Annotated in this window: 23 protein-coding genes; 12 read left to right on the plus strand and 11 right to left on the minus strand. The window is 51.1% G+C overall.

Annotated features, from left to right (window positions below; all coding sequences use genetic code 11):
* The first annotated feature begins 37 nt into the window (after positions 1-37).
* Both RAL91_RS01205 and RAL91_RS01210 read left to right on the plus strand, forming a co-directional pair.
* A complete protein-coding gene (locus RAL91_RS01205; protein ID WP_306259156.1) occupies positions 38-697 on the plus strand; it encodes an arylesterase in 660 nt (219 codons plus the stop codon).
* 51 nt (positions 698-748) lie between these two features.
* A complete protein-coding gene (locus RAL91_RS01210) occupies positions 749-1,801 on the plus strand; it encodes an aldo/keto reductase (protein WP_306259157.1) in 1,053 nt (350 codons plus the stop codon).
* Between the two features lie 267 nt (positions 1,802-2,068).
* Here the strand turns inward: RAL91_RS01210 and RAL91_RS01215 are convergent, their stop codons facing one another.
* Both RAL91_RS01215 and RAL91_RS01220 read right to left on the minus strand, forming a co-directional pair.
* Positions 2,069-2,455, minus strand: coding sequence for a nuclear transport factor 2 family protein (locus RAL91_RS01215; protein ID WP_306259158.1), 387 nt, complete (start codon positions 2,453-2,455; stop codon positions 2,069-2,071).
* 27 nt (positions 2,456-2,482) lie between these two features.
* On the minus strand, positions 2,483-3,109 hold the full coding sequence (locus RAL91_RS01220) for an FMN-binding negative transcriptional regulator (RefSeq protein ID WP_306259159.1): 627 nt from the start codon (positions 3,107-3,109) through the stop codon (positions 2,483-2,485).
* Between the two features lie 151 nt (positions 3,110-3,260).
* Here RAL91_RS01220 and RAL91_RS01225 point away from each other — a divergent pair, with 151 nt between their 5' ends.
* Complete coding sequence (locus tag RAL91_RS01225; RefSeq protein WP_306259160.1) at positions 3,261-3,668, plus strand: VOC family protein; 408 nt, start codon at positions 3,261-3,263, stop codon at positions 3,666-3,668.
* Positions 3,669-3,682: 14 nt separating this feature from the next.
* Here RAL91_RS01225 and RAL91_RS01230 read toward each other — a convergent pair whose 3' ends face one another.
* The 4 genes from RAL91_RS01230 to RAL91_RS01245 all read right to left on the minus strand — a co-directional run bounded on the left by RAL91_RS01230 (position 3,683) and on the right by RAL91_RS01245 (position 5,878).
* A complete protein-coding gene (locus RAL91_RS01230) occupies positions 3,683-4,492 on the minus strand; it encodes an endonuclease/exonuclease/phosphatase family protein (protein WP_306259161.1) in 810 nt (269 codons plus the stop codon).
* Between the two features lie 48 nt (positions 4,493-4,540).
* Positions 4,541-4,849 carry a cupin domain-containing protein gene (locus RAL91_RS01235; protein ID WP_306259162.1) on the minus strand — a complete coding sequence of 103 codons (309 nt, stop codon included), beginning with the start codon at positions 4,847-4,849 and terminating at the stop codon, positions 4,541-4,543.
* A 108-nt stretch (positions 4,850-4,957) separates the two neighbouring features.
* Positions 4,958-5,332: a GFA family protein gene (locus tag RAL91_RS01240; RefSeq protein WP_306259163.1), complete on the minus strand. Its 375-nt coding sequence runs from the start codon at positions 5,330-5,332 to the stop codon at positions 4,958-4,960.
* A 69-nt stretch (positions 5,333-5,401) separates the two neighbouring features.
* On the minus strand, positions 5,402-5,878 hold the full coding sequence (locus RAL91_RS01245; RefSeq protein ID WP_306259164.1) for a MarR family winged helix-turn-helix transcriptional regulator: 477 nt from the start codon (positions 5,876-5,878) through the stop codon (positions 5,402-5,404).
* A 125-nt stretch (positions 5,879-6,003) separates the two neighbouring features.
* Here RAL91_RS01245 and RAL91_RS01250 point away from each other — a divergent pair, with 125 nt between their 5' ends.
* Together RAL91_RS01250 and RAL91_RS01255 are read left to right on the plus strand one after the other, a co-directional pair.
* Complete coding sequence (locus RAL91_RS01250; protein WP_306259165.1) at positions 6,004-6,228, plus strand: hexameric tyrosine-coordinated heme protein; 225 nt, start codon at positions 6,004-6,006, stop codon at positions 6,226-6,228.
* Positions 6,229-6,411: 183 nt separating this feature from the next.
* Complete coding sequence (locus RAL91_RS01255; RefSeq protein WP_306259166.1) at positions 6,412-6,957, plus strand: peptidoglycan-binding protein; 546 nt, start codon at positions 6,412-6,414, stop codon at positions 6,955-6,957.
* Positions 6,958-7,071: 114 nt separating this feature from the next.
* Here RAL91_RS01255 and RAL91_RS01260 read toward each other — a convergent pair whose 3' ends face one another.
* From RAL91_RS01260 to RAL91_RS01275, 4 genes are read right to left on the minus strand one after another with little or no spacing between them, the layout of a single operon-like run.
* The gene (locus tag RAL91_RS01260) at positions 7,072-8,052 is read right to left on the minus strand and encodes an alpha/beta fold hydrolase (protein ID WP_371932569.1); all 981 of its coding nucleotides are present in this window, start codon (positions 8,050-8,052) and stop codon (positions 7,072-7,074) included.
* Between the two features lie 50 nt (positions 8,053-8,102).
* Positions 8,103-8,732, minus strand: coding sequence for a pyridoxamine 5'-phosphate oxidase family protein (locus RAL91_RS01265; protein WP_306259168.1), 630 nt, complete (start codon positions 8,730-8,732; stop codon positions 8,103-8,105).
* Positions 8,733-8,766: 34 nt separating this feature from the next.
* Positions 8,767-9,231 carry a nuclear transport factor 2 family protein gene (locus tag RAL91_RS01270; RefSeq protein ID WP_306259169.1) on the minus strand — a complete coding sequence of 155 codons (465 nt, stop codon included), beginning with the start codon at positions 9,229-9,231 and terminating at the stop codon, positions 8,767-8,769.
* On the minus strand, positions 9,228-9,986 hold the full coding sequence (locus tag RAL91_RS01275) for a sensor histidine kinase KdpD (protein WP_306259170.1): 759 nt from the start codon (positions 9,984-9,986) through the stop codon (positions 9,228-9,230). The genes RAL91_RS01270 and RAL91_RS01275 overlap by 4 nt, the downstream gene beginning before the upstream one ends.
* Before the next feature lie 228 nt (positions 9,987-10,214).
* On the opposite strand from RAL91_RS01275, the gene RAL91_RS01280 reads away from it, so the two are divergent.
* The 4 genes from RAL91_RS01280 (at position 10,215) to RAL91_RS01295 (ending at position 13,311) form a co-directional block, all read left to right on the plus strand.
* The gene (locus RAL91_RS01280) at positions 10,215-10,781 is read left to right on the plus strand and encodes a TetR/AcrR family transcriptional regulator (protein ID WP_306259171.1); all 567 of its coding nucleotides are present in this window, start codon (positions 10,215-10,217) and stop codon (positions 10,779-10,781) included.
* Between the two features lie 235 nt (positions 10,782-11,016).
* Positions 11,017-11,442, plus strand: a complete 426-nt coding sequence (locus tag RAL91_RS01285) for a hypothetical protein (protein ID WP_306259172.1) — start codon at positions 11,017-11,019, stop codon at positions 11,440-11,442.
* 126 nt (positions 11,443-11,568) lie between these two features.
* Positions 11,569-12,003, plus strand: a complete 435-nt coding sequence (locus tag RAL91_RS01290) for a PAS domain-containing protein (protein ID WP_306259173.1) — start codon at positions 11,569-11,571, stop codon at positions 12,001-12,003.
* 387 nt (positions 12,004-12,390) lie between these two features.
* Positions 12,391-13,311, plus strand: coding sequence for a diguanylate cyclase (locus RAL91_RS01295; RefSeq protein WP_306259174.1), 921 nt, complete (start codon positions 12,391-12,393; stop codon positions 13,309-13,311).
* A gap of 281 nt (positions 13,312-13,592) precedes the next feature.
* Here RAL91_RS01295 and RAL91_RS01300 read toward each other — a convergent pair whose 3' ends face one another.
* The gene (locus RAL91_RS01300; RefSeq protein WP_306259175.1) at positions 13,593-14,300 is read right to left on the minus strand and encodes an AbiV family abortive infection protein; all 708 of its coding nucleotides are present in this window, start codon (positions 14,298-14,300) and stop codon (positions 13,593-13,595) included.
* A gap of 513 nt (positions 14,301-14,813) precedes the next feature.
* Here RAL91_RS01300 and RAL91_RS01305 point away from each other — a divergent pair.
* The 3 genes from RAL91_RS01305 to RAL91_RS01315 all read left to right on the plus strand — a co-directional run bounded on the left by RAL91_RS01305 (position 14,814) and on the right by RAL91_RS01315 (position 16,497).
* Positions 14,814-15,371: a recombinase family protein gene (locus tag RAL91_RS01305; protein ID WP_306259176.1), complete on the plus strand. Its 558-nt coding sequence runs from the start codon at positions 14,814-14,816 to the stop codon at positions 15,369-15,371.
* A complete protein-coding gene (locus tag RAL91_RS01310; protein ID WP_306259177.1) occupies positions 15,368-15,631 on the plus strand; it encodes a hypothetical protein in 264 nt (87 codons plus the stop codon). The genes RAL91_RS01305 and RAL91_RS01310 overlap by 4 nt, the downstream gene beginning before the upstream one ends.
* Before the next feature lie 305 nt (positions 15,632-15,936).
* Positions 15,937-16,497 carry a hypothetical protein gene (locus RAL91_RS01315; RefSeq protein WP_306259178.1) on the plus strand — a complete coding sequence of 187 codons (561 nt, stop codon included), beginning with the start codon at positions 15,937-15,939 and terminating at the stop codon, positions 16,495-16,497.
* Positions 16,498-16,535: the final 38 nt, after the last annotated feature.

Raw genomic sequence — 16,535 nt, forward strand, 5'->3', positions numbered from 1 at the left:
GGCATGAAAAGACTGTTGGTCATATGGGACACTTCTGATGCATTACAAAATAATACCTGTTGCGTTTCTGCTTACGTGGCTAACAGCCATCTGGACCGGTCCAGCCATGGCAGAGGAGAAGATCATTCTCGCAGCCTTCGGCGATAGCTTGTCAGCCGGCTACCAATTACCGCCCGAAGCGGCCTTTCCCGTACAGCTGCAAAAGGCGCTGACTGCAAAAGGACTGGATGTGGAAGTCCGCAATGTCGCCGTTTCTGGAGATACCACAAGCGGCGGCTTGGCGCGGCTCGACTGGTCAATTAGCGACGATGTGGACGGCGTGATTTATGAACTGGGCGCCAATGATGCCCTGCGTGGCGTGAACCCCGCCATCACGCGCGATGCGGTGGACGCAGCTCTTGCCCGGTTTACCGAGCGCGATATTGAAGTGCTGGTTGCCGGAATGCTTGCCCCGCCCAATCTGGGCACTGAATACGGCAATGCCTTCAACACCATTTTTCCGGACCTTGCCAAAAAATATGACACTGTGTTTTATCCGTTCTTTCTGGACGGTGTTGCTGGCGATGCAACATTGAACCTGCCAGACAGAATTCACCCCACTGCAGAAGGTGTCGCCATCATTGTGGAGCGCATTCTGCCGGATGTGGAAGCCCTGCTGGCAAGAATCGAACTGGACAGAACCAAAAACGCCTCGTAAAATTTCGGTCCACTCAAAAATTCCCTCAAGAAATCTCAGGACATCACCTCTATGGACATGCGCAGGCTTGGCCGCACTGATATAACTGTTTCTTCCCTTTGCCTTGGCACCATGACCTTTGGCGAGCAGAACACACGGGCCGACGGCTTTGCCCAGATGGACCGCGCCCTTGAGGGCGGCATCAATTTCTTCGACACCGCAGAATTATATGCCGTACCGCCAAAAGCCGCGACGGTCGGACGCTCCGAGGAAATTGTTGGCGACTGGTTTGAAGCACGCAACAACCGCGATCAGGTGATTCTTGCAACCAAAGTTGTGGGCCGCAGCAGCAATAAATGGTTTCGGGAGGATGGCGCGCTGCCGAAACTCGACCGCCAGAACATAATGGAGGCGGTCGACGGAAGTCTGACCCGGCTCAAGACCGATTATATCGACCTTTATCAGATTCACTGGCCGGACCGGAAAATGCCAAGCTTCGGCGCCAGCCCCATGCAGTTCAAGAAACCGGAACCGCATGAAGACGAAGTTCCAATCGAAGAAACACTGGAAGTGATGAGCGAGTTGGTCACCGCCGGGAAAATCCGCGCCATCGGCCTGTCTAATGAAAGCAGTTGGGGTGCCATGAAATATCTGGAGGCCCATCGCCACAAGGGTCTGGAACGCGTCCATTCCATCCAGAACACCTATAATCTCGTCAACCGCACCTTTGAGGTCAATCTGGCAGAACTGGCTATCCGGGAAGATGTTCGGCTGCTGGCCTATTCCAGCCTCGCCCAGGGCTATCTAACGGGAAAATACCTGAACGGTGCCCTGCCCAAAGGCGCAAGGCGCACCCTGTTTGACCGTCAGGACCGCTATGAAGGCCCCGGTGCCGAAGAGGCCTATACCGCTTATGTGGCGCTGGCAAAAGAGTTTGGCATCGATCCCGCCCAGATGGCCATTGCCTTCGCCGCATCCCGCCCTTTCGCCACCGCCAACATCATCGGCGCGACAAATCTGGAGCAATTGGACAATGCGATTGCGGCAGCCGATCTGACCATCACCGAAGAACTGGAAAACCGGATTAACGAATTACACGTCATACACGGCAATCCCTGCCCTTGATGGGAGCGGTGCCCGCGCGTGTGGAATAACGGCGTTTAGAGTTTCAGTGACGATACCCAAATCAAACGGCACTGGTTCACCAATGCAATTGTAAAACCCGTTTCAAACGTATCAAGCCTTGTTCGAACTATGGGTCCTCGGAATAAATCCAAGGACGACGATGGGCCCGTTACCATAAGGCTGGTTATACACCCGCATCTCATGCCGTCGTCCTTGGATTTATTCCGAGGACCCACACCGTCAACGCCTGCTTTCCCAAGAATCCCGTCAGAACAACCCATTGTCATTTGCGGACCCATCCGTAATCACCTGCAACACGTCCCAGTGCTCAACGATTTTCCCGTTTTCATCAAAGCGAAAGATATCGATACCGGCATAATCATCACTGCCCGGCCATAGCTGATGGCAGTGCAGCACCACTATATTGTCTTCCGCAACAGCTCGTTTGAAAATGGTTTTCTTGCCGGGATAGTCCCGCGCCATGCGCTCGAAATACGCAATAAAGGCTTCTTTGCCATCCGCAACATGCGGATTGTGCTGGATGTATTGGTCACCCACATAGGCTTCGATAGCTGCGCGCGGCTGACATTGATTGAACATCAGATCATAAAAGGCCTGTGCATTGATCTTGTTCTGTCCCGGGTCTGACGCCATGAAAATTTCCTTTTTCAGCCCTTCAACTTATGCAGTTCCAATCAGATTTGAAATTGCATCAGCATCTGCTGTTTGTTCCCGCAAAAGCCCTTCCTGAACTCCGGCCCTGTCGCGCATGTCGCGGTTCTGGCTGACCTTCCAGACGCCCTCAAGGCTCTCGATAGTCAGTTCCACGCCGACAATTCCGCGCAATTGCCGCGACACATAATCGGCGGGCGCATCGGAAACGGCCCAAGGCTCGGCTCTGTCTTGCTCATGCTGACGGGTCAGCTCAGCAAGATGAACCATCAGCCAATCAGTATCATCAACAAACCGAAACGCACCGCGCGCGTGAACCACCACATAATTCCACGTCGGCACGACCTTGCCGTGCGCCTGCTTCGATGGGTACCATGAGGGCGTGACATAACTCTGCGGTCCCTGAAAGATTGCCATCACAGTTTCCAGTTCAGCCCGATTGCGCCACAACCCATTGGCTTTGGCAACATGACCACGCAGCAGGCCCTTATCAGACTGGTCCGCATGCAAAACCAACGGCACATGGTCCGCCTGTAATTGGCCTGCCGCAGACGACACCAGTGTCGCCAAGGGCTGCGCACATATCAAATCCTGCATCACATCAAGACGGTCTTCGCGGAACAAAGGCTGGTACATGATTCACCACACTTTCTGGTGTTTGCATTTCCGGATTTGCATCCATAATCCGGGAAAATTCATTTGCCAACCATCTGAATTCAGGTGTGTATGGCTGCCAGACTTGTTGTGCCACCCATCCACACCGCCACAAAACAGAGAAGTCTGTCACATGAAACCAAGAATTAGCATGATCGCACTTGCCGTTGCAGATGTGCAGCGGTCCGTCGCATTTTACCATGATGGGCTGGGATTTCCCAAAATGGATTCACCGCCTGGCGTCGCTTTCTTCAATCTGAATGGCACATGGCTTGGTCTGTCTGAACGAGAGGCATTGGCCGAAGACGCGACGGTTTCGGCAGAAGGCAGCGGCTACAACAATTTCAGTCTGGCCCACAATGTAGCTTCCAAAGAGGAAGTCGACGCTGTTTTCGCGCAGGCCCTGAAGGCTGGCGCAAAAGCGGTAAAACCTGTGCAGGAAGCCTCCTGGGGCGGCTATCACGGCTATGTCAGCGATCCGGACGGGCATCTTTGGGAAATCGCATATAATCCGTATTTCTGGATCGGGCCAAAAGATTAAAGGCGGCAAACCTTTCAGCAATCTCCGAGCTTCACAACCAACGGGCAATGGTCAGAAATCTCGGGGTCTCTCACAATTTCGAAGGCCGAGACATGCGCGGCAGAATTAACAAGCAAGTAATCTGCAAAACGGCCCGGCTTGGTATAATGCGATGTTCTAGTACCGCCAGCGCCCGCACTTTGCACAAGGTCGGTCAGGCCCAATTCACCCAGAATTTCAAAAGTTTCGCTGTCGGGCAGAACATTGAAATCTCCGCATACAATTATGGGATCACCCGGCTGGGCAACAGACTGCACCAGTTCCGCCAGTTTGCGCGCCTGCGCCAGCCGCTCTGGCGTATCGTGTTTGCCGGCAAGGTCACGCAACCCATGCATATGTGCGATGACAACAGGTACTTGCTGTTCGAAATCAAACAGCCGCACAGCGTGCGCGCTTCTGGAGCGCGGATGCGCGCCATACCCGTTTGCTGAAAATGTGCCATGAACAAAACCCTGATACTGGGCGATGACGGGCATGGTATCGCGGATGAAGGTCGCCAGTCCCCATTGTGAAGGAATGCGCTCTGCGCCATCCCACAAATCACCCTGTGCTGCGGGGCAGAAAATCGCCCTGTGGTTCGGAAGTGATTTTGAAACTTCGGCAAAGAAATTGGCTTTTTGGGGCAATTCCAAACCCTGGTCGCGATAGCTCAACCAGTCCTTTTGCGTGCCGGGCGTATGCACCACTTCCTGAAGGCACAGAACATCCGGGTCAGCCTGACGAACATAGGCAAGCAATTCGTTGCCCAGCCGACCGCCCCAACCATTTAAAGACATGATTTTCATATCAAAAGCCTACCAGCCACGGATCCGCACCATCAAGGCCGGAGGCGTCTAGCGATCCAGAAATTCGATCTCGACGAAAGCACACTCAAAATCATTGCCATTGATCACATCATGCTCCACGCCCAACGCACGGAAATAGGGAACGCCGTTTTGCATGGCAGCGATACTCCGCTCCCCGCCTGCTGTTTCAATTTCCAGATTTCCGTCAAACAGCGGCACAACCACATAATCATATTCATGCCTGTGCCAGCCAGTATTGTCGCCCCGTTTTGGAAAGCGCCATTCGGTGACCCGTGTTTTGGCATTTTCAATCTGGATGGTCGGTCTGGCCGTCCCGGCGTTGTTGTCGCTGCACATACTATCAAGTCTCCATTTTGAGCTGATAGAGACTCACCCTGCGAGCTGACACAACATAGGTCCAGTTTGCATCAGACTGAATGCCAGACAGAGTCTAGGGTGCGCACCCTAGCTCTTGTCCCAAGGCTGACGGGAGGCTTCGTAAATTTTGGTCTCGGTGGAAAAAAAAGCCGTATCATCCAGTGAGCCTGCCATCACGAAAACCTTGTCGGCCAGCTTTGAATTGATATTGCAAATGGGCGAGGCGCAGTTTCCGCAAAACGTCAATTCCAGATCATTACCGGTCTCGGATTTTCGGGAATGGGTTTTCACCGGACCGGTCACTGAGAAACAATCACGCGGAACCACATAGAGTGGCAGATTGCCCGCCCCCGAAATGCGCTGACAATCCCGGCAATAACACTGGATCGTAAAGGCAGGTTCGCCGGTGATTTCATAACGCGTTGCGCCGCAAAGGCACCCGCCGGTGTGTGGTAACGCCATGATTTGCTTTCCAACAGGCTACTGATTTCAGTGTAAAGCGTAACATTCACACCAGCTTCGGGACAAATCCTAGCCAGAATCCGCAGTCAGATTTTCTGTCAATTCACCAAGTGTCGCTACCAGCACCTCCAACCGCTCCATATCAAGCCCCGTTGCGGAAATCAGACATTCCGTAATCCGGGGCGCATGTTCTTGCAGCGCCTTGCCACTTTCGGTCAAACTGACAAAAACCTGCCGCTCATCCTCAATGCCGCGTTTACGGGTTACAGAACCAAGCTTTTCCAACCGTTTGAGAAGCGGCGTCAGGGTGCTGGATTCCATCTTCAGGCGGTTGGCCAGCTGCCCCACGCTCTGCCCATCCTCTTCCCACAAAAGGGTGAGCGTAATGTATTGCGGATAGGTCAGCCCCAACGGTTTCAGCAATGGCGTATAGGCCCGGTTGATCACATGTGCTGCGCTATAGACATAAAAGCAGAACAGCTCATCTGCTTTGGCTGGCGCTTTGGCCAGCACTTTGGTCGGCACTTTGGTTGAAATGTCAGTCATGGGCGAAGGCTCCAGCATCAAACCATTTTACATCGTGCACGATATGATCGTGTTGACAATCAATCACAATGCTACTTATTCATAAAGCATAATAAATCGTCCACGATATAAATAGAGGAAACGCCATGTCCTGGTTGCCAACACTCATCACCAAAACGCCTGAAGAGGGCTACGAGCTCGCCATAAAACTGTCCCGCATGGCCGTCAAAAAAACCCAGCCCGACGACGCAGCCCGCGGCCGCATGCGCCCCGACTATTCCAATAATGCCGACAGCCTGACCATGGCCTCCCATGTGGTGGCGACAAATTTCCAGACAGTGGCACAGGCGAATGATTATTGGCGGGGGTAAATACCTCTATCCCAACTTCCTTCCTGCGCAGCTAGCGGCTGCGTAATGAACAGTCTATGGAGAGGCAACAATTTGGTCTGCTGATCGTTGTCACTCCGCTAAGTCGATCAAATTCGACTGATCATTCAAACGGCCACTTACTTGAAGGGCCACGGGGCTCATAGTCTCAAGAAGGAAACAACAATGTCTATTTTGAAACAGGGAATGTCCGGTGCCCCGGTCAAGCGTCTGCAGGAAAAGCTTGGCATCGGCGCCGACGGTATTTTCGGTAGCGGCACTAAAAAGGCCGTCATGGAGTACCAAAGGGCCAATGGCCTGGCCGTTGATGGCATTGCCGGACCGGATACATTCACAGCCATGGGCTTGCAGGAACTGGTCCTGTTGCGCGTCGGGTCCCGTGGCGCGGCGGTGAAGCAGCTGCAGGAAGCACTTGGCATCGGTGCTGACGGCATCTACGGCAAGGGCACCAGGCAGGCGGTCATGGATTATCAGAAAGCCAACAACCTGAGCGCAGACGGCATGGCAGGTCCTTCAACCCTTGCCAGCATGGATTCCTTTGCCGATTTCACAACCGAGACGGTTGCACGCGCAGAAGTCCAGCCCGACGAAGATCATTTCGACAGCGAAGACATGCCAGAAATCAAAGGCAGCGACCCGGTCCAGGGATCAGCTGCAGAAGCTGCACCCGATAAATCCCTCTGGGGCAAGGTCACAGGTTGGTTTGGCTGAACCATATTTGAACTAAACGGAATCATTTGACCGGCTTTGAACTTTGAATTTCACTCAGAGCCGGACACCGCTCCTTCACAAAAAGGAGCGGTGTCCGCGGTTTGATTTGAGCGCTTACCGCTTGGCGTTTCGATCTAAAAAATCGATCATCTGACTTGCAATCTCGTTGCCGTATTCCTCAAGCGCGAAGTGACCGGTATCAAGCAGATGGAACTCCAGATTCTCGAGATCTCGCTTGTAGGGATGCGCGCCATCCGCTGGAAAAATGTGGTCGTTTTCACCCCACATAAGCAACGTCGGTGTCTGGTGTTCCCGAAACAGGGCCTGCCACTTCGAATATTCAGCGACGTTGGTTCCATAATCCAGGAACATCTCAAGCTGAACCTCTTGGTTGCCAGGCCTGTCTAACAGATACTGAACATGCCAGAAATTATCGGGGCTGATGGCCTCAGGATTTTGGGTACCGTGAGTGAACTGCCACTTCGTCGCATCCATCTCCAAAAAGCCACGCAGCGCGTCACCATTTTCAGCAGAAGGATCAGCCCAATAAGCTTTGAGCGGATCCCAGAACTCCTGCAAACCCTCCTCATAGGCGTTGCCATTTTGGATAATAAAGCCAGAGACCCGTTCCGGGTTTTCCGCAAACATCCGGAACCCGACAGGTGCGCCATAATCCATCAGATAGACAGCGTAGTCATCAACGTTCTTCTGATCCAACAACTCCGTTATGATTGCTGCCGTGTTAGCAAATGAGTATTCGAAATCTGCTGCGTCCGGCATATCGGATGCACCGTAACCGGGATAATCTGGCGCGATGACGTGATAGGTTTTTGCAAGTTCGGGAATCAGGTTGCGGAACATATGCGACGACGTTGGAAATCCGTGCAGCAATAGAACCGTTGGATTTGTCGGATCGCCCGCTTCACGATAAGCGACACTTAGACCGTCAATGATTTCGTATCGAAACGCCGTCTGCGAAACATCGAGCATGGTTGCAGTCTCTGCGGCGAGTGCAGACGAAGGCGTTATGCTTGGCATCGCTAAGGTCAACGCCAAAAGGCTGGTGCTCAATACGGATTTGAAGACATGGGGCATTGGTTTTCTTCCTTGGTTTGTGAGGTGAGGTAAATGGGTAGGAGCCTTGATCAATGGTCGTGACCAAGAGCCGATCTCAGTTGTTCGTTTTCTGATTTAAGTCGCGAAAGTTCGGCGCGAATGGGCGCTAACTGGGGTTTCAATTCTTCAAGCGTCATCCGTTGCGGGATGTGCTGCGGGCAGTTCCAGTCGAGCGCTTCAATGGTGATGATTACTGCGCGCTCCACTCGACCGCGATAAGACAGGTCTTGCAGTTGCTTTATCAATTCTGGATTCTTGGATGCACCGACCAGCTTTGCATTCCCCCAAACCTTGAGCCTTCGACGGTTGGGGTAATCCATCAGGATCAGCGAGATTCGGCCGTCATCCATCAGATTGCCCGCGCTCAAATATTGGCGGTTCCCGCGGAAATCGGCGTAAGCGATGGTTTGGTGGTCCAGCACCTTGAGGAAGCCTGTGGGGCCGCCGCGAAACTGTACATATGGCCAGCCGTTATCAGTGACAGTGGCTTGATAAAAGCCATCCCTGCCCGATATGAATTCAGCCTCGTCAGGGCCGATACGGTCAGCGCGATCAGCGTCAGGGTTCAAAAATTTTGCATACCCCTCAGCCGATCCGTTTTGCGCCTGCAATGCGCGGACGGAGGGAGTGAAGCTAATCTCTGCGAATGCGCGTGACATAGTGCTCTCCTGTTTCAATAGGTGGAAAATAGAATTAAAGGTCCAAACTGGTGAGCCCGGGGTGTTCATCTGGCCTGCGGCCAAGCGGCCAATGAAACTTGCGCTCAGCTTCTGAGATGGCGAGATCATTGATGCTGGCGATGCGCCGCTGCATTAGCCCACTTGCATCAAATTCCCAGTTTTCATTTCCGTAGGATCGAAACCAGTTGTGGTCGTCATCGCGCCATTCATAGGCAAAACGCACAGCGATGCGATTGACAGTAAACGCCCATAATTCCTTGATCAGGCGATAGTCCAATTCTCGGGACCATTTGAGCGTCAAAAACGCCTCTATCTGATTTCGACCTTGCAAAAATTCTGACCGATTTCTCCAAGCACTGTCCTGGGTATAAGCGAGTGCCACTTTAGCCGGGTTGCGTGAGTTCCACCCATCTTCTGCTGCGCGCACTTTTTGGATGGCTGTCTCTTGCGTGAAAGGAGGGAGCGGTGGACGGGTCAATGTGCGATCCCCCGGGCGCGCGTGGATGCCACAGGCAAGCGCAGCATGAACGCGGCCCCTTTTTTGACACCGTTGCTCTTAGCCACAAGCTCGCCTCCGAGCGAATTGATGATGCGTCTGGCGGACCAAAGCCCAAGTCCACTCGATTTTTCTCCTGCCGATGGTTTTGCCGAAAGCTGCTGAAATGGCTTGCCTAACTCTGCCAGATCATGTCGCGTCAATCCCTTGCCATGGTCCGTGACCTGGATGAAAGCCGAGCGTGCATCCTGCCCGATGCGACAGCTGACCTCGCCATCAAAGGGAGAGAATTTAACCGCATTGCTGATAAGATTATCGACAGCCTCGACCAACAGATCATCGTCAACATCTGTCAAAATGCCGGGGCCGCTTACGTGAATACGAATGCCCTTTTTCTGAGCATTCAACTGACTGTGTTCAATTGCATCTCCGACAACTTTCGTCAGATCGGCTGGCGCAGTCTTTATCGTCGCCGAAGCTGATTTCGAACGCCCGTTGTCGAGCAGCCTTTGGATCATTCCGTACATGCGATCAGCAGCGCGCAGACCACGTTGAACGATTTTGCGTAATTCGTCTGGAGCAGTCTCTCCCGTCCGGGCCTCAATCAACTCCAAGGTTAGAACCAGGCAGGAGAGAGGGTTGCGAAGATCATGAGCTGCCATAGTGATTTCCGCATGCGAGACGTTGGCGAAAGGTGGAGCCGGCGGTTTTACGGTAAGTTCGAGGCGAGACGTCATGGTCATGTTTCTTTCAGAGGTTGGATATAAAGGTTACTGATCGGTACACTTTATGACTGCGTTAATGTACTGATCGGTAATCTTTGTCAAGAAAAATATCGTGGTGAACGCGGTTGATCATCAAGAATTGGACGTTAAGCAGCATCAACTGTGCGATTCAGCAGCAATCTCTTGAATATTTTCCGTCATTTCTTTATGTACAGAGCAGTTAATGATGAGGTGAAGAAAGTGAGACCTACCAAAAGAGATGAGCTGGTTCAAAAGGCACTGCAGACGTTCTATCAGAACGGCTTCAATGCCACTGGCATGGATATGCTCGTCAAAGAGACCGGCATTTCAAAAACCTCAATGTACAAGCACTTTCGAACCAAGGAGGATTTGATCCTCGCTGTTCTGCGTCTGCGCGATGAGCATTTTCGAAACTGGCTTTATCGTCGGATGGAGGAATTGGCCGATGAACCTCGGGCTCAGTTAATCGCTATGTTCGATGCTCTGGAAGAATGGTTCCAGGAACCGGGTTACAGAGGATGCTTGTTCATTAAAGCGTCGTCGGAATATCAGGATTCCACGCATCCCATTCACATGCAGTCTGCAGATCACAAACGTATGCTGGAAAGACATGTCACAGAACTGGCCCAGAAGGCTAAGATAACCGACCCTGCTGGGTTGGCACGCCAACTCTTGCTGTTGAAAGAAGGTGCGATCGTCACAGCGCATCTCGGGCACACAGAAAATCCGGCACAGGACGCCAAGTCAGCAGCTATTGCTCTGATTGCAGCAAATCACGGACAATAGAATATCAACCTATGTGCTCTCACGGCATTCCAAATACTTCGTGATGTAAAGGCTCAAAACCATTTGTATATCCAGATGCCCGGACTCACTGTGGCACGCGCCAAGCGCAATCGCCTGCAAAGTACTTTTTGCGTCCCCTTGAAGGGAGGCAATGCGGATTTTTCTTCTAAAGTTGCAACACCTTTGTAAACAACTCAACAAGTCCCCATGTCAATTCCCGATAGCGGAGCACCCTGTGAGAAAACTTGTAAAATCTGTTTTTTGCTTCTTGTTCCTTGCAGCATTTACGTCATCTTCCGTTGCTGATCAGTCGCTTGGAATGACAAGTCTTGATGTAGCTGGAGGGGACCATGAGCGTCCATTGCAGCTTTCGCTTTGGTATCCAGCGGAAGGAGGAACGCCCTCACCCGTCGGAGGCAATGCCGTTTTCCTGGGAACAAATGCGGTTCGCAATGCTCCCATAACAGGTGAAAAACATCCCCTTGTGCTCATTTCTCATGGCGGATTGCGGTCGGCAGCTGATTCAGGGGCATGGTTAAGTGCCAAACTTGCCGAATCCGGCTTTCTGACCATAGAGGTCAACGCGCCGCGACCGGGTTCAGCTGCAGAAGCTGCACCGGATAAATCACTCTGGGGCAAGGTCACAGGTTGGTTTGGCTGAACCATATTTGACTTAATTAGACCCTAACCCGCCAAAACCTCAAACTTCCAACCTCAACTCTTGCGGTAGGGAAGTTTGGGGCAATTTGGCGTAAATGCTGTTGCCAACAAAAAGGGTTTTGATTTTGTGCTCCGACTGCGTCGGGCCGACGGCAAAATGCGGTTTGTTCAGGCGGTCGCATCGGTTGAACTGGACGCTAACCAAAGCACCAAAACGGTTTACGGGATATTTCGGGATGTGACCCAAAGCGCATCTGAAAAAGCCATTTCGAAAAATCGAGCGCAATTAGTGACTTCCATGATCGCCAATTCCCCGTCTCCAATCGCAATTTTGGACCGGAAACTGTGCTATCTTCAACTGAGCCCGGCCTGGCTGGAATATCACGGCTTGAAAAATCCAAAATCTTACATTGGCAAATCGCACTATGCAGCCATACCGGAAATTCCCCAGAAGTGGCGGGAAGAACACCAGCGGGTTCTGCGAGGTGAAACTATCTACCGCTCACAATCCATTCAAAAGCGCGAGACAACGCTAGAATCCGGTGCCTGCATGTTTCCTTGACGTACAGCAATGGCGAAATAGGAGGGATCATCATAATGGTCACGGCTCATGGCAATAGAGAAATTGCGCAAAGCAAAGCTGCAGCGAATGTTGAGCGGCTTATGCAGAAAACGGATCACAAAGCACATCGTTTGGGCGAGTTCAGAAAATAGCCGATTTTAAAGCGGCTGATCGAGGCCGATATTTAATTGCTGTTACCGCTCCCATTAGGAACAGTATGCGGTAGTTTTAGTTATACCCAAATAATTTTCACCGCAATTTTGTAGCGAGTTCCGGTAAATAACTTGGAACCTTCAGTTGAATTTAACGTCTTACTTTCTAGAGTCGGGCAGGGCCTCGCGTGCAGTTCAAGCTCGTCATCATTAGTCCTAGGAGAGAGCGACAATCATGACCTTTCATTCGACGTCTGAAGAAAGCCTGATCTGGTTTGGGATATTCAAAGAGTCGATCGATTCCGCCTTTGATGGCATCTTGATTACGGATGCCGTTTTGAATGAGCCCGGTCCTCACATTGTTCATGCCAACCCCGCCTTTTGTCGGTTAACCGGCTATAGCCTGAAAGAGGTAATCGGCCGCAACCCTCGATTTTTGCAGGGACCAGAGACCGACAGACAAGTCATAGAACGGTTGCGGTCCGATCTGGAGAACGGGCGCATCTTTGAAGGCAGCACCCTGAACTACCGAAAAGACGGATCATCCTTCCAGATGCACTGGACAATCTCGCCCGTAAAGAACGAGCAGGGTGAGACCACCCATTATGTCGCCATACAACGCGATGTTACGGAAATTAAGAAAATGCTTTCCATATTAAGACACCGAGCAGTGATCGACGGACTGACTGGCGCTCTGAACAGGGCTGAGTCGGAAACAATCCTGGAAACCGAGATCGAACGAGCCGAGCGGTACGAATCCGCGCTCTCATTGGTCATGCTCGATTTCGATCATTTCAAGAAGATCAACGACGTCCACGGTCATAATGTGGGCGATATGGTTTTGACCAAAGCGACCGAGTTGATCCAATCCTCTATTAGGTCATCAGATCATGTGGGTCGTTGGGGCGGTGAGGAGTTTATAATCATCTTGCCGCAAACAAAAGTCGAAGACGCACAACGCCGCGCCGAAAACATTCGTAGTTGCATTGAAGCAGCAAATATACACGAAGACCTGCAGGTGACGGCAAGTTTTGGCGTTGCTGGGCACAAGCGGGGACTAGACCGGGAAGCGTTGGTCGGGCGGGCAGACAAATGCCTTTATGACGCCAAGAATACAGGTCGAAACCGGGTCTGTGCCATGACTGAAAAGACATAAGCTGTCGCAGGCTTCAAGATTCGACTTCAGGTCCGACGATATTACGGGGTGGAGGCCGCGAGGATGTAAAGCATCTGTCATTAATAAACTGCCAGCCAGTAATTAGCGCGAAGCTGGAGTGAATCATCGATAACGCAAGTCACTTGCATGAACACTTTGAGACGCCTTGAATATCCTCAAAAACTGTTGCAAAAACGATCGTACTTGCGACAACGAAGGTCTACTTCCCAATCGAGTGTTTCTCCGCTGTTTAGGAAGGGTGCAACGGACTGAATGTTCGTTTACTGCGCGGCACGGAACGGCGTTCCTGTCTTGATGTGATCCCGCTCATATCCGAGAACCGCTTCCACGATATCTTGCTGGCCTGCTTCCATGCGCGAGATGTAGTACCACCAGAAGTCTTCGGAGTTCAGCACCTCCTGAGACTTTGCAGACTTCATCGTGAACAGCCTGTTCTGTGCGAATGTGAACCTTGATGGTATCTTTTCGCTCACTTGGCGGTGTGCATAGGCGAGACAGTCCTCGGCCAGCCTTATACAATCCTTTGCGGCGTTGGCGCGTACGACCTCGCGAGGCGTCTGCACCCGATCCGGATTGGTACGTAGGTCACTGTACATCGACGGTTCGCGCCCGCGCTTAAGGTGGAAAATCAGATCAAGCGCCACCTTTAACGATTCGCGCGGGTCAGAGCTGCTCAAGGCCCAACTGCTCAAGGCGTAGCTGATCTTCTGGGCGTGACTTTCCATGACCGCTTTCAGCTTGGTGCAAACTGCTGGATCAGATAGGTTGCGGTTCTGGGCATCGAAACCGAACAGCGCTTTGCCCGCTTCCTCAATGCTCGCCACTGCCAAGAAGTAGGCCCGCGCCATGTGATCATGGTCACGCAAGAGCACCGCTTCAACAAGCAATTCATCGGCGTTACGGAGCGCGGCCTCACTGTAGGAACGTAGAAGTTCTTTAGTGATCTTGGGTATGTGCGGTGAGCCCACGGCTACTCCTGTCGCAAGTGTGGTGAGATGAACCTGCAAATCGAGTTATTTCATACCCATCTCGAATTCTCCAAGTTTTGGAAAATTTGGAGAATCTTTTTGCGACAAAGTTTTGCGACATCTAAGCTGTTGATATAGCTGGGTGCGAAAAACCGTTGCAAAAACCTTCGATTTTGCGACACTTGAGACACAAATTGTCAATTAGGAATAATGAAGATGTCCAATCCATACTCCGCCGCGCATCCCTATCATGGCGACGATTTCGAAATTGAATGCCCAAAATGTGGCGCGAAAAACCGAGTGAGCGTGACTAAACAGGACGGACATAACGAACCGGAAGAATATCACTGTGCCGGATGTTCCGCGCAAATTGGCAAAATTCGAGCATCAATAACTCCAGAAACCTCCCTTATTACTGACTAGGCAATTCAGCTCTTCCTTTTTGCAACGCCTTTTGTGGGTAAGTGAAATCAATCACTTGGCTGTCGCAAAATCTTGTTGCAAAATATCCGCATGAGAATTGGATATGCCCGCGTCTCAACCGTTGACCAAAATCCAAACGCACAGCGCGATGCGCTAAAGGCGGCTGGCTGTGAAAAGGTCGTCACCGAGAAAGTGTCTGGTGCATCGCTCAAGCGGCCAAAACTGGAAAAGCTTTTGCGCTCCCTCGATGCTGGCGATGTTCTGACAGTCTGGCGATTGGATAGGGTAGGGCGGTCATTGCCGCATCTTCTTCAAGTGGTGGCAGACCTCAAAGTGCGGAATATAGGTTTTCAATCACTCAATGAGACAATCGACACGACCACGGCCAATGGTGAACTGATATTCCACCTGTTTGCGTCTATGGCGCAATTTGAACGCTCCCTGATAGTCGAACGCACCCAAGCAGGACTTGTGGCTGCAAAAAAACGCGGCGTGCGCCTAGGGCGACCTTCTGCGCTCACTGCGGCACAAATTAAACACGCTCGCAAATTGATTGAATCAGGCGAACGTCCATCTGCCGTAGCAGAAACTTTAGAAGTTGATAGATCAACGCTCTATAGATATCTAAAAGGGGAGGTCAGCGCATGAGATATCGACTTGAAGGCAATTGGAAAAAGGGGCTTGCATTCGATCTACACACCCTTGCAAGCACTTACCTCGGCACTGATGAATTCGGACATGATAGATGGGACACAACCCGCAGTGAAATGGGCGAATTGGTCTACCAGTTAAAATACCAAAACGATAAATCTGTAGTACCAAAGATTATCGAACTTTTGAAACCCATCGGCAAAATCGAACAGTTCGATGCAATTATCCCCGTACCGTCATCAAAAGATCGCCCTTAGCAACCTGTAGACGAAATAGCTAAAGCTTTGGGGGAACAGAGAAGTGTTCCTGTACTTCAAGGCTACCTAAAAAAAGAAACAGGCATAGAACTAAAAGGCATTGATGATCCTGATGAACGAAAAGAGGCTTTGATGAATTCAATTTCAATACAGGGTGATACCGACATTTCAGGAAATCGTGTACTATTGATAGATGACCTCTATCGATCCGGTGCTACACTGGAAGCATGCTGCCATGTACTTACAGAACAATCAAAAGTCGAATTTGTTTCTGTCTTAACAATGACTAAATCAAGGAGCAAAAGATGACCATCGTTTTTCTATCTGGTTCGCGAAAAATCAATCGAATCAACGACACTGTCAGAAGTCGAGTTCAAAACATGATTGACCAAAATTTTCAGATTGTGGTCGGTGATGCAAATGGTGCAGACAAAGCTCTTCAGGTATTTCTGGATCAAAACCACTATCGGAACGTCACGGTTTTTTGTGCAGGAACCACCTGCCGAAATAATGTCGGTGATTGGCAAACAGATCAAGTTCTGGTCGATAAAAAATTAAGTGGTAGAGATTTCTACACCGAAAAGGACAAAAAAATGGCGGCGGTTGCTGACTATGGGTTTGTGCTGTGGGACGGGAAAAGTGCCGGATCAATCAACAATGTTTTTGAACTTCTAAAGCGCGGTAAGAAAGTAGTGGTCTACCTCTCCCCAAAGAAGGAGTTTTTGACCATCACAGAACCACATGATGTTGATTCACTTCTACAGAACTGTGACAGTGCCGATTATTTATCGCTCAATAAGAAAATCAATATGCGCCGACATATGGACGATTTACACTCAACTTCGCAAGGTTCATTCAGCATTTGACACGCCAGTAATCAGAACAGATTTTCGTCGCCGTTTGG

Origin of the sequence: Pararhizobium sp. IMCC21322 (assembly GCF_030758295.1) — a bacterium.
Taxonomy (GTDB): Bacteria; Pseudomonadota; Alphaproteobacteria; order Rhizobiales.